A 12,402-nucleotide genomic window follows, 5' to 3' on the forward strand; every position below is an offset into this window, starting at 1 on the left:
GATGGTCCGCGCGCGGCTGCAAACATTGACGGTCCGCAGGCGGACCGGGAGATCTTCGAGAGGCCAACCGTGCTCGTTCTCGGCATCGACAGCTCTACCCAGTCGACGAAGGCCGTGGTGGCCGACGCCGAAGACGGCGAGGTCCTCGCCACCGGCAAAGCCGTGCACCCCGTCGGCACCGAGGTCGACCCGTGGGCGTGGTGGCGGGCCGCCCGGGAAGCCGTCGAGCAGGCCGCCGCGGACGCGCCCGGCCCGATCGAAGCGCTGTCCGTGGCCGGTCAGCAGCACGGCATGGTCGCGCTGGACGAGGCGGGCAGCCCGGTGCGGGATGCCTTGCTGTGGAACGACACCCGCTCCGCGCCGCAGGCCCGCGCGCTGATCGAGCGCTACGGCGCCGCCGAGCTGGCCGAACGCACCGGGCTGGTGCCGGTCGCCAGCTTCACGCTCACCAAGCTGGCCTGGCTGGCCGAGCAAGAACCGCACCACGCCGATCGGGTCGCGCAGGTGCTGCTGCCGCACGACTGGGTCAGCTGGCTGTTCGCCGGGCGTCCGCAGCGGGCCTGCACCGACCGCGGGGACGCCTCCGGCACTGGCTACTTCGCGCCGTCCACCGGCCGCTGGCTGCCGGAACTGCTCACCGAGGCGATGGGCGGCCGCACGCCGCAGCTTCCGGACGTGCTGGGTCCTGCGGAATCGGCGGGCCGGGTCACCGGTTTCGGCTCGCTGGACGGGGCGGTGATCGGCGCGGGCACCGGCGACAACATGGCCGGGGCGCTGGGACTCGGTGCCGGTCCGGGTGACGTGGTGGTGTCGCTGGGAACTTCCGGCACCGCGTTCGCCGTCGCCGAGCAGCCCGGCGCGGACGAAACCGGGGAAGTGGCCGGTTTCTGCGACGCCACCGGCAGGTTCCTCCCGCTGGTGTGCACGCTGAACGCGGCGCGCGTGCTGACCGGGATCGCGGAGATGCTCGGCACCGACCTGGCGGGCCTGGACCGGCTCGCGCTCGAAGCGCAGCCCGGTGCGGGCGGGCTGAGCCTGCTGCCTTACCTGGAAGGGGAGCGCACGCCCGACCTGCCCGCCGCTGCAGGCACGCTCACCGGTCTGCGCGGCGCGAACATGACGCCGGAGAACCTCGCGCGCGCCGCCGTCGAAGGAATGCTGTGCGGGCTCGCCGACGGCATCGAGTCGCTGCGCCGCACGGGAGTGCAGGTGCGCCGGGTGCTGTTGATCGGCGGCGCCAGCGAGTCAGCGGCGGTGCGAGCGGTGGCGCCGTCGCTGTTCGGCGTCCCGGTGGAAGTGCCGCGCAGCGCGGAATACGTGGCGCTCGGCGCGGCGAAGCAGGCCGCGTGGGCTGCTTCCGGATCGGCGGCTCCACCGGAGTGGCCGTTGAACTCGGAGCATTGCGCGGCGGAGAAGATCTACCAGGGCGAAGCCGTCCGGCACGCCTACCGAACCGCCCGCCGGCAGGTGCACGGCTTCTGACCGTCGTTTCCGACCACACTTCCGTGGGCGGCGCGAACCCCGTTCGCCGCGAATCGCCGCGGCGGTGCGCCGTCGGCTGCACGGATCGTGCCGAACGAATGGGCCATTGGCCGCAACTTGCCGAGCGAATGGCGCAATCGCGATCGTCCGTAAGGCCCGGACGGGTGGTGTGCGGCCCTTTTCCGCCGAGGTGCCCTCCGGCGATCGGGTGATCCACTCCGGCGAGCGCTGACCGGCGTCCACGCGCCCCGCTAGCGTTGATCATCAACGCTGCAGGGGGTGCGAATTGCCGAGCACGAATCACCGGGAAGAACGCCTGCGCCGCGCGGCCGAGCGGGCCATCGCCGGATTTCCGGCGTTGCCGCGCTGGAAACGCCGGGTGCTGGCCCGATTCCTGGTGGAGAGCAGGCGCGGCTGGCGCACCTACGCGCACAAGGACTTCCCGGCCACTCCGCCGGGCCGCGCCGACTTGCTGCTGATCGGGCCGCAAGGCGTGCTCGCGGTCGCAGTCCGGGACGCGGAACCGGAACTCGACGAAACCCGGAAAGCCTTGCGCGCGGCCGCGGACGTGTTCCTCGGCTTGCGCGTGGCCGCAGGCACGGTCAGCGAAGCCGTCGTGCGGCCGGTGGTCGTGCTGCCCGAAGGCCGGGAGATGTCGAAGCGCTCCATCGGCCACCACCTCACGGTGTCCGAGTCCGTGCTGGGCCGATTGCTGGAGCGCGGCGAGCGGCGGCTGACCAAGCGCGACGCCGAGTCGCTGGCCGCGCACCTGGCCGCGAGCGACGATTTCGTCGAACTGACGCCGTGCGAGGAATCCGACGCCGAGCCCGCCGATGGCGCCGAGCTGTTCGACCTGTCCGAACTCGCCCGCGACCGGTTCGACGCCGCGCTGGACGGTCCGTTCGAGTCGTGGCTGACGTTCCTGGACGACTCGCAGTCGGCGATGGTGCGCCGCGACTACAGCGGCCCGGCGCGGATCAGCGGCCCCGCGGGCACCGGCAAGTCCGTGGTGGCGCTGCACCGGCTGGTGCACCTGGGCAGGCGCAGCACCGGTCCGCTGCTGTTCACCACCTACGCGCGCAACCTGCCGCCGATCCAGCAGCGGCTGTTCCGCAGGCTCGCGCCGGAACTGGCCGAGCGGGCCGAGTTCAGCACGCTGCACAGCTGGGCGAGCCGGTTGCTGCGGGACCGCGGCCGCAACCGCAGCGTGCCGCAGGGCGCGGTGCTGAGCTGCTTCTACCGGGCGTGGGGCAAGATCGGCAAGCACGGCAGGCTGAGCGAGCTGAACCCGCGGCCGGACTACTGGCGCGACGAGATCGACCGGGTGATCAAGGGCCGCGGCCTGCGCGACCCGCAGGAGTACCAGGCGGTGCAGCGCACCGGCCGGGGAATGCGGGTCGACCGCGGCGGTGACCGCGACCTGGTGTGGCGGCTCTACGCGCAGTACGAGGAATACCTGCGCGAGAAGGGCCTGCACGACTTCAACGACCTGCTGGCCGAGGCGTACGCCGAGCTGGAGCACCGGCCGCTGGACCAGCCGCCCGCCGCCGTCGTCGTCGACGAGGTCCAGGACATCACGCTCACCGGCCTGCGCCTGCTGCGCTCGATGGCAGGCGACGGGCCGAACCGGCTGCTGCTCGTCGGGGACGGGCAGCAGCAGATCTACGCGGGTGGCTGGCGGCTGTCCGATGCCGGGATCCCGATCCGCGGGCGCGGCGAGGTGCTGCGCAACAACTACCGCAACGCCTCCCGGATCCTGGATTGGGCCAAGCGGTTCGACGCCTCGAACCAGGTCGACGACCTCGACGGCGCGGCCGGTTTCTCCTTGCGCGAGGCCGTTGCGACCTTGCGCGGCGGCGAGGTCGTGCCGTGGCGCGGGCCGCCGGACGAGCACGAGCAGGCGGTGGTGTGCGCGTTGCGCGGCCTCGGCGAGGTGGCACCGGACGACATCGCGGTGCTCACCTTCGGCAAGTCCGAAGCCAAGCGCTGGCGCGCGGTGCTGCGCACGGCGGGCATCGCGGTCGCCGATCTGGAAGAGCACGTCGGCGAACGCGACGGCAAGGTCAAGGTCGGCACCGTGTTCCGCGCGAAAGGATTGGAATTCCGCGCGGTTTTCGTGCCCGAACTACCCGCCGGGCAGAACGGCGACGAAAGAGTTCGCGACCAGCGGGAGCGCGGTGAACGGGCGCAGCTGGTCGCGTTGACGCGGGCGCGGGACACGCTGTGGATCGGCTTGCCGCAAGCCGTCGGTGAGGGCTGACCCTCGCACGCGCGCTACACCGGTTCCCCGCAGTGATCTTGCGTGCTTGGATGTCGGGTCTAGCGGGTGCAGGAGGTGCAGGTGCTGTCCGTTCTGTTGATTACCGCGCTCGCCGCGGCGAGCGTTCTGGTGGGGGCGCTGGTCGGGAGGGCTTCCAACCGCAAGGACGGTTCCAACCGCGGCGGCGGTATCTCCGGTGATGGCGGTGGCGGCGGAACCGGCGGCGGTTTCTCCGGTGGTGATCTCAGCGGCGGTGGCGATGGCGGCGGAGGCGGCGGCTGATACCGCCTGAGAACTACCTGACGGCAAGCCAGTTCCGGCGCACCGCCTGAGCAGCGCGTCGGACCACTGCAGCGGCGGTCCGACCGCCCGGAACCTTGATCCGTCCTGGTCGCCTCCGCGGGACTGGCAGGCGACGTGGATCTCCAGCGAACGCGCGCAGCTCGCCGCCCTGAGATCCGCGCCCGCGACACCCTCCGGATCGGCTTCCCAAGCCTCGGCCGAGACCTCAGACCTCCGTGCACCTGCTGCAGCGACGATTCTCATTGCCGGAGCGCTGTCACCGACGCCGAGCTGGTGGTTGCGCCTGGCCCGTAGGTACGGCTGCTTGAGTTACCGGCCCCGGCTCGGTCGAGGGAAATTGCGCGGGAAGCGCTTGTGGCTCTTGTCACAATCTTGACTGCGCGGCACTCTCGAACAGGTCGATGCGCCCACCACCGCACGAGAGGTTCGCGCCCATGGCTTCGAGCACCGAACTGAGCGATGCGCAGCGCCTCCTAGGTCAGCTGCGCAGCAGCGTCGGAGTGCTGCGCACCCGCTACGGAAACGCTGCGGCGGTGCGCAGGTTGAGCAACGATGTCGAACGGCTCGAGATCGACCTCTCCGAGCTGTCGGCATTGCCCGCGCCGCGCACGGAAACCACCCCCGGCGACACCGTGCTCGTCCCGGACACGCCCTACGACCGCTCGCTGTGGCAGGACTCCGACGACGAAGGTGTCGGAGGCTGGCAGCCGCATTAGGGCGCGGGCACTGGGGCACCGACCACTCACCGGACACCGACAACGAGGTCAGCAATGTCCGCACTCCCCGGTACCGACCCGTCCAGCGTCGAGCCCTCCCGCCCGCCCGGCCGCACCGAGCCCCGCACCCGGCGCACCGACCGGTGGTGGCTGCAACCGCTGGTCACGGCGGTCGCGCTGGGCCTGTTCGTGATCTACGGCGCGATCCGCGCGTTCATGAACGACTACTACTGGGTGCCCGAGTACCACTACCTCGCGCCGTTCTACTCACCGTGCCTGAGCGCGGCGTGCGTGCCGGGCGCCAGCCACTGGGGCCAGTGGTTCCCGGCACTCGGGCCGTTCCTGCCGCCGCCGGTGTTCGTGCTGCCGTTCGTGCTCGGTTTCCGGCTGACCTGCTACTACTACCGCAAGGCGTACTACCGCTCGTTCTGGGCGGCGCCGCCGGCGTGCGCGGTCACCGAGCCGCACAGCTACTACACGGGTGAGACGCGGTTCCCGCTGAAGCTGCAGAACGCGCACCGCTACTTCTTCTACGCCGCGCTGCTGGTGGCGGCCGTGCTCACCTACGACACCGCGATCGCGTTCCGCGGCGCGGACGGCGGGTTCGGCGCCGGGCTCGGCACCCTGCTCATGGTCATCAACGTGGTGCTGCTGTGGGCCTACACGCTTTCCTGCCACTCGTGCAGGCACCTGGTCGGCGGGCGGATCAACCACTTCTCCCGGCACCCCGTGCGCTACTGGCTGTGGACCAAGGCCACCTGGCTCAACGGCAGGCACATGCAGTTGGCCTGGGCGTCGCTGGTGTCGGTGGCGGTGGTCGACCTGTACGTGCTGCTGATCGCCAGTGGCGCGATCGGCGACCTGAGATTGTTCAACTGAGAGGGCGCGGATGGAGATCGAACGGCACGACTACGACGTCATCGTGATCGGCGCGGGCGGAGCCGGGCTGCGCGCGGCCATCGAGACCCGGATGCGCGGGCTGCGCACGGCGGTGGTGTGCAAGTCGTTGTTCGGCAAGGCGCACACGGTGATGGCCGAAGGCGGCATCGCGGCCTCGATGGGCAACGTGAACTCCCGCGACGACTGGCAGGTGCACTTCCGCGACACCATGCGCGGCGGGAAGTTCCTGAACAACTGGCGGATGGCGGAGCTGCACGCGAAGGAGGCCCCGGACCGGGTCTGGGAGCTGGAGACCTACGGCGCGCTGTTCGACCGCACCGCCGACGGCAAGATCAGCCAGCGCAACTTCGGCGGGCACGAGTACCCGCGGCTGGCGCACGTCGGGGACCGCACCGGGCTGGAGCTGATCCGCACGTTGCAGCAGAAGATCGTCTCGTTGCAACAGGACGACCACGCCGCGCACGGCGACTACGAGGCGCAGCTGAAGGTCTTCCAGGAGTGCACGGTGACCGAGCTGCTCAAGGACGCCCCGGACGGACGCATCGCCGGGGCGTTCGCGTACTGGCGGGAAACGGGCCGGTACGCGCTGTTCCGCGCGCCGGTGGTGATCATGGCGACCGGCGGCATCGGCAAGTCGTTCAAGGTCACCTCGAACTCGTGGGAGTACACCGGCGACGGGCACGCGCTGGCGCTGCGCGCGGGCGCGTCGCTGATCAACATGGAGTTCGTGCAGTTCCACCCGACCGGCATGGTCTGGCCGCCGAGCGTGAAGGGGATCCTGGTCACCGAGTCGGTGCGCGGCGACGGCGGAGTGCTGCGCAACTCCGAGAACCGGCGGTTCATGTTCGACTACATCCCGGACGTGTTCAAGGACTCCTACGCCGACGACGAGGCCGAGGCCGACCGCTGGTACTCCGACCCGGACACCAACCGCCGCCCGCCGGAGCTGCTGCCCCGCGACGAGGTCGCCCGTGCCATCAACAGCGAGATCCAGCAGGGCCGCGGCTCCGAGCACGGCGGGGTGTACCTGGACATCGCCAGCAGGCTGACCCCGGACGAGATCACCAGGCGGCTGCCGTCGATGCACCACCAGTTCCGCGAGCTGGCCGATGTGGACATCACCGGCGAGATGATGGAGGTCGGGCCGACCTGCCACTACGTGATGGGCGGCGTGGAGGTGGACCCGGACACCGCGGCTTCCGGCGTGCCGGGGTTGTTCGCGGCCGGTGAGGTCGCGGGCGGGATGCACGGCTCGAACCGGCTGGGCGGCAACTCGCTGTCCGACCTGCTGGTGTTCGGCCGCCGCGCGGGGCTCGGCGCCGTCGAATACCTGGCGGGCGGGGTGTTCCCGGAAATCCGTTCGTCCGATGTGGACGATGCGGCCCGGCGGGCGGAGCGGCCGTTCGACGTGGCCGCGGAGCACGACGCCGCGCAGAACCCGTACACCTTGCACGCCGAGCTGCAACAGGTGATGAACGACCTGGTCGGCATCATCCGGGTCGAGGAGCGGATGCAGTCCGCGCTGCAGCGGCTGCACGACCTGCGGGAGCGGGCCGCGAACCTGGCCGTGGAGGGCAACCGGCAGTTCAATCCGGGCTGGCACCTGGCGCTGGACCTGCGCAACATGCTGCTGGTCAGCGAATGCGTCGCCCGCGCCGCGCTGCTGCGCACCGAGAGCCGCGGCGGGCACACCCGCGACGACCACCCGTCGATGGAATCGGCGTGGCGCCGCGCGCTGCTGGTGTGCTCGATGGCCGATCGGGGTGTCGACGTGCGCGAACAGCGGCAGCTCCCGGTCCGCGAGGACCTGTTGGAGCTGTTCGCGACCGAGGAACTCGGCAAGTACTTCACTGAAGAAGAGTTGGCTGCCGCCAACGGTTGATGAATCGGGCGGCCGCGAACGGCTGAGGAAGGGTTACGGCTATGGGTTACCAGGCGCACTTGCGGGTGTGGCACGGCGACGCCGGTGGCGGCGAGCTGCGCGAGCACACCGTCGAAGCCGAAGAGGGCGAGGTGGTGCTGGACCTGGTGCACCGGTTGCAGGCCACCGAATGCCCGGACCTGGCGGTGCGCTGGAACTGCAAGGCGGGCAAGTGCGGTTCCTGCTCCGCGGAGATCAACGGCAAGCCGAAGCTGCTGTGCATGACGCGGCTGTCCACCTTCGCCCGCGACGAGGTGATCACCGTGACGCCGATGCGGACGTTCCCGGTGATCAAGGACCTGGTCTGCGACGTCTCGTACAACTACGTCAAAGCCCGCGAGGTGCCCGCGTTCCAGCCGCCTGCGGACCTCGAACCCGGTGAGTACCGGATGCAGCAGGTCGACGTGCAGCGCTCGCAGGAGTTCCGCAAGTGCATCGAGTGCTTCCTGTGCCAGGACACCTGCCACGTGATCCGCGACCACGCGGAGAACAAGGAGGCGTTCTCCGGGCCCCGGTTCCTGATGCGGGGCGCCGAGCTGGAGATGCACCCGCTGGACAGCCGCGAACGCGGCGGGCCGAACCGGGCCAGCGAGGCCCGCGACGAGCACGGGCTCGGCCTGTGCAACATCACCCGCTGCTGCACCGACGTGTGCCCCGAGCACATCCAGATCACCGACAACGCGCTCATCCCGCTCAAGGAGCGCGCCGCCGACCGGCACTACGACCCGGTCCTGCGGTTCTTCCGCCGCAAGCGGGACTGAAACCGCCGGCCCGCGGTGCTCCGGGATCTGCCGGAGCACCGCGGATTCAACCGATGTTCTCCACGTTTTTCCCGCGCTTTCGCATGTGCCGAAGAACACGTCGCGCGCACCGTTGATGGGAATTCTGGCAACGATCAATCGTTTCTGGCAATGGCAAACTCCGGGATAAGCCCGCACAGCATTCGGGAAAACCCCAGTTGACCCCTGTCAACCTGGAGTTCGTGAGGGTAGCCGCACGTCGCAGGGCTATGGCGGGTTCTAGCCAGCGGCCTGGCCGGGCCCGATCAGGCCGATATCTTCGGATCTATCCGAAGTCAATTCAACGGAATCGGCCCGCAGCCGGGCGGCCCCGCCGGCCGGGAAACTCGGGCGGTTCGCGACGGAGGGAATCTCGTGAAGAAAATGCTGTTCGGTGCCGGGGCCGGCGTGTCGGCCGCGGCGCTGCTGCTGGCGACGGTCCCCGCCCAAGGTGCGCCGCAGGAGGAACTGGCCCCGCTGACCATGCACACGGCCAACGCCGCCGGTGCGGGCGACTCGTTCGTGGTGAACCTCAAGCCGGGGGTGGACGCGGCCCAGGTCGCGAAGGACCTCGGGGTGCAGACCAAGCACGTCTACAACAACACCCTCAACGGCTTCTCCGCGAAGCTCGGCCCGCAGCAGCTGCAGGACGTGCGCAAGAACAAGTCCGTCGAAGGCGTCTCGCAGACCTTCCGCATCCAGGTGGAGAACCCGCACGCCGGCGCGACCGAGTCGTGGGGCCTGGACCGGCTGGACCAGCCCGCGCTGCCGCTGGACGGCAACTACGCCCCGGCGCAGACCGGCCAGGGCACCACCGCCTACATCATCGACACCGGCATCGACGCCGGGCACCCGGACTTCGAAGGCCGGGCGAAGGTCGGCTTCGACGCGACCGGTGGCGACGGTTCGGACGTGCAGGGGCACGGCACGCACACCGCGGGCACCGTCGGCTCGAAGACCTACGGCGTGGCCAAGCAGGCCAACGTGGTCGGCGTGAAGGTCCTCGGCGACGACGGCAGCGGCACCACCGACGACATCATCGCGGGCATGGACTGGGTCGCGCAGAACGCCAACGGCCCGTCGGTGGCGAACATGTCGCTGGGCGGCAGCAAGGACCCGGCGCTGGACGAGGCCGCCACCGGCCTGGTCAACCAGGGCGTGTTCCTCGCCGTCGCGGCGGGCAACGAGGGCCAGGACGCGGAGAACACCTCCCCGGCCAGCGCCGAGGGCGTGTTCACCACGGCCGCCTCCGGCGAGCAGGACGGCTCGGCCGAGTTCACCAACTTCGGCCAGACCGTCGAGGGCTACGCGCCCGGTGTCGGCATCACCTCCACCGTCCCCGGCGGCGGTTCCGAGGCGATGGACGGGACCTCGATGGCCAGCCCGCACGTCGCCGGTGCCGCCGCGCTGTTCCTGGAAGCCAACCAGGGCGCCACTCCGGCCGACGCGGTGAAGGGCCTGCAGGACGCCGCTTCGGTCGGCGTCATCCAGGGTGCTCCGCAGGGCACCATCGCCGACCTGCTGCAGGTCCCGGCGAGCTGATTCCGCGCGAACGAGAGGGCCGGGTGTCGCAGATGCCCGGCCCTTCGTTCGGGGCCCTTCTGGATCGGTCAATGCCGACCGCCGATTCCTTGCGCGGCAAGCGCAGAAGGTGACCGCCTCGCGCGCGGTCGCCTGCCGGACACGTTCGTTGCGGCGCTGGCAGTGGCCAGAGGAAGAGCGGCACAGTGCAGCAGATTATTTTGGCCTTCGACGGTTTCATCCCGGCGTTCACAGTCTTGTTCCCGTCGGCGGTGCTGGTGGCGGCGCTGTCCGGGACGGTGCGCAGCAACCGGCTGCGGTCCGTCTCGCCGCTGCGCGACCCGCTGATCGACGCGCTGCTGGTGTTCGCGGTGCTGCTCACCGGCTTCCTGGTGTTCTACCCGCAGCCGGAGATCGCCGACCAGGTGAAGATGGAGGTCGGCGACGACCTGTACACCGCGCTGACCGCCGGGTCCGGCAACTCCGAGCCGTGGGTGCAGCTCGCCGGGAACCTGGTGCTGCTGGTGCCGGTGGCGGTGCTGGTGCCGCTGCGGGTGCGCTGGTTCGACGGCCTCGGCAAGATCGTCATCGGCGGGTTGCTGACCGCGCTGGTGATCGAGACCGTGCAGTTCTTCGCCATCCCCGGCCGGGTCGCATCGACCGACGACGTCGTGCTCAACACCCTCGGCGCCACGTTGGGCGGACTGCTGGTGTGCACCCCGTGGTGGAGCGGGTACGAGCCGCTGCCGGGGCCCTCGCACCGCCCGGCCGAGCCGGAGACCACGCAGACGGTGTGGCGGATCATCGAGAAGATCGAGCACGAGCGCACGCCCGCGAGGCGGCGAGCCGCGCCGAGCAGCCCCGGCGGTTCGCCGACCGTCCGCGTGGGTGCGCCCCGGTCCGTGGCTGCGCCGCGGTCCGTGGCGTCGCGGCCTATGGCGGTGTCGAGCGCAACGGCGGTGTCTGCGGCAGCGGCCGGGCCCGCGGTACCCGACTCGATGGCGGCGAGCGGCGTGGCAGCGCCGGCCTCGAGCCCTGCGGCGGCACCCGGCCGAGCGGCAGCGACGACCTCGAAGGCAGCGCCGACCTCAAAGGCGGGGCCGACCTCGAAGGTGGGCCCGGCCTCGAAGGTGGCGCCGAGCCCTGAGCTGGCACCGTCCGCAGCGGCGCGGCCCGCGGCAGCGCCGAACGCGTCGGCACCGCGCAACCCCGGCACCGGCGACCTGCCGGTGCGGACGCCGGGCGCGCGCACTCCGATCCCGCCGCACCGGGCCGTGCGCGAGCCCGCCCGGCGGCCCTGACGCCGGTGGCCGAGCCGGCCGCACCCGTGCCCGGCCACCGGTTTCCCGTTCGCGTAGCTGGTCGGGTAGCGGAACCTCCGCGGCGGTGCCGGTTGCGTGCACGGTTGCCGGAGCGGCTCCGCCGCTGACCGGGCGAACAGCGAACCGAGCCTTCGCAGCGGCTTCGAGTGCGCGCTCAGCCCCGGCTGTGCTCCGCTGCGTCCTGCTTCGGCGAACCCTGCAACGTCTGGTTGCGCTCGCTCAGCGAGCGCCCGAGGGAGGCGACCTCGCGCTCCATCTGCGGCATGAGCTTGCGCACCGTGGGCGCCATCAGCCTCGCCACCAGCTTCGACGCGGGCAGGTTGCGCAGCCAGTGCATCAGCATGATCGGACGCGGCACGTAGACCCGCCGGGCGCGCCGCTGCACCGCGTCGGCGAAGGCGGTGCCGCACTGCTCGACGGTGGTCGTCGCGTGCATCGGCCACGGCAGCCGCTGGCGCATCCGGCGGAAGCTGGGCAGGTCCGCGGAGGCGTCCCGCACCAGGTCGGTGTCGATCCACGACGGGTGCGCGCTGCCCACCGCGACACCGAGGTGGCCGACCTCGCTGGCCAGTGCGCTGGCCAGCGCCTCGGCACCCGCCTTGCTGGCGGTGTAGGCGGCCATCCCGCCGATCGGTGCGAACGCGGACAGCGAGGACACCACGAGGATGTAGCCGCGCTGCTCGATGACGTAGGGCAGCGCGAGCCGCGCGGTGTGGAACACGCCGTTGAGGTTCACGTCGATGGTCTTGGTGAACGAATGCGGGTCCCCGCTGCGCACGGTGCCGAACGGGGCGAGGCCGGCGTTCGCGATCACCGCGTCGATCCGGCCGTGCGCGGCCGCGGTGGCCTCCACGGCGGCCTGCAGCGAGTCGGGGTCGGTGACGTCGGCCTCGAACCAGGTGTGGCCTTCGCCGAGTTCTTCCGCGACGGCTTCGAGCTCGCCGGGTTCGAGTCCGATCAGCGACAGGGTCGCGCCGCGCCGGGCGAGTTCCCTGGCGGTCTGCGCGCCGATGCCGCGGGCGGCACCGGTGATCAGGACGACTTTGCCGGACATCTTCGGCGGCATACGCACTCCCTGCGCTCGAGCGGAACACCTACTCCGAAGTAGCCTACTGCCAGTAGCTTACTTTCGGTAGATCCCCCGCGGACCTTTCCGGCGCAGCCTTCCGAATGCGGAACTTCCCGAGTGGAGGCCCGG

10 protein-coding genes are annotated in these 12,402 nt (G+C 70.9%); 9 read left to right on the forward strand and 1 reads right to left on the reverse strand.

Annotated elements, in window-relative coordinates; all coding sequences use genetic code 11:
• The first annotated feature begins 69 nt into the window (after window positions 1–69).
• The 9 genes from xylB to INP57_RS24470 all read left to right on the forward strand — a co-directional run bounded on the left by xylB (window position 70) and on the right by INP57_RS24470 (window position 11,183).
• Entirely contained in the window at window positions 70–1,482 is a 1,413-nt protein-coding gene (gene xylB / locus INP57_RS24430) for a xylulokinase (RefSeq protein WP_307850264.1), read from the forward strand.
• A gap of 286 nt (window positions 1,483–1,768) precedes the next feature.
• Window positions 1,769–3,742 (forward strand): ATP-dependent helicase, encoded by a 1,974-nt coding sequence (locus tag INP57_RS24435; protein ID WP_200072675.1) that lies wholly within the window; start codon window positions 1,769–1,771, stop codon window positions 3,740–3,742.
• Between the two features lie 66 nt (window positions 3,743–3,808).
• Entirely contained in the window at window positions 3,809–4,024 is a 216-nt protein-coding gene (locus tag INP57_RS24440; RefSeq protein WP_200072676.1) for a hypothetical protein, read from the forward strand.
• 455 nt (window positions 4,025–4,479) lie between these two features.
• Window positions 4,480–4,761: an Rv0250c family protein gene (locus tag INP57_RS24445; protein WP_200072677.1), complete on the forward strand. Its 282-nt coding sequence runs from the start codon at window positions 4,480–4,482 to the stop codon at window positions 4,759–4,761.
• A gap of 54 nt (window positions 4,762–4,815) precedes the next feature.
• Entirely contained in the window at window positions 4,816–5,640 is an 825-nt protein-coding gene (sdhC, locus tag INP57_RS24450; protein ID WP_200072678.1) for a succinate dehydrogenase subunit SdhC, read from the forward strand.
• A 10-nt stretch (window positions 5,641–5,650) separates the two neighbouring features.
• Entirely contained in the window at window positions 5,651–7,543 is a 1,893-nt protein-coding gene (locus tag INP57_RS24455) for a fumarate reductase/succinate dehydrogenase flavoprotein subunit (protein WP_200072679.1), read from the forward strand.
• A 41-nt stretch (window positions 7,544–7,584) separates the two neighbouring features.
• Window positions 7,585–8,343 carry a succinate dehydrogenase/fumarate reductase iron-sulfur subunit gene (locus tag INP57_RS24460; protein ID WP_200072680.1) on the forward strand — a complete coding sequence of 253 codons (759 nt, stop codon included), beginning with the start codon at window positions 7,585–7,587 and terminating at the stop codon, window positions 8,341–8,343.
• Between the two features lie 402 nt (window positions 8,344–8,745).
• Complete coding sequence (locus INP57_RS24465; RefSeq protein WP_233628232.1) at window positions 8,746–9,903, forward strand: S8 family peptidase; 1,158 nt, start codon at window positions 8,746–8,748, stop codon at window positions 9,901–9,903.
• A gap of 185 nt (window positions 9,904–10,088) precedes the next feature.
• Window positions 10,089–11,183, forward strand: a complete 1,095-nt coding sequence (locus INP57_RS24470; protein ID WP_200072682.1) for a VanZ family protein — start codon at window positions 10,089–10,091, stop codon at window positions 11,181–11,183.
• A gap of 175 nt (window positions 11,184–11,358) precedes the next feature.
• Here INP57_RS24470 and INP57_RS24475 read toward each other — a convergent pair whose 3' ends face one another.
• The gene (locus INP57_RS24475) at window positions 11,359–12,270 is read right to left on the reverse strand and encodes an SDR family oxidoreductase (protein ID WP_200072683.1); all 912 of its coding nucleotides are present in this window, start codon (window positions 12,268–12,270) and stop codon (window positions 11,359–11,361) included.
• Window positions 12,271–12,402: the final 132 nt, after the last annotated feature.

It is taken from the genome of Saccharopolyspora galaxeae (assembly GCF_016526145.1).
Taxonomy (GTDB): Bacteria; Actinomycetota; Actinomycetes; order Mycobacteriales; family Pseudonocardiaceae; genus Saccharopolyspora_C; species Saccharopolyspora_C galaxeae.

Excerpts from the sequence above, each read along its gene's own strand:
- INP57_RS24465 (WP_233628232.1), top strand. The coding sequence starts at position 8,746 with ATGCTGTTCGGTGCCGGGGCCGGCGTGTCGGCCGCGGCGCTGCTGCTG.
- INP57_RS24475 (WP_200072683.1), bottom strand. The coding sequence starts at position 12,270 with ATGCCGCCGAAGATGTCCGGCAAAGTCGTCCTGATCACCGGTGCCGCC.
- INP57_RS24455 (WP_200072679.1), top strand. The coding sequence starts at position 5,651 with ATGGAGATCGAACGGCACGACTACGACGTCATCGTGATCGGCGCGGGC.
- sdhC (WP_200072678.1), top strand. The coding sequence starts at position 4,816 with ATGTCCGCACTCCCCGGTACCGACCCGTCCAGCGTCGAGCCCTCCCGC.
- INP57_RS24445 (WP_200072677.1), top strand. The coding sequence starts at position 4,480 with ATGGCTTCGAGCACCGAACTGAGCGATGCGCAGCGCCTCCTAGGTCAG.
- INP57_RS24460 (WP_200072680.1), top strand. The coding sequence starts at position 7,585 with ATGGGTTACCAGGCGCACTTGCGGGTGTGGCACGGCGACGCCGGTGGC.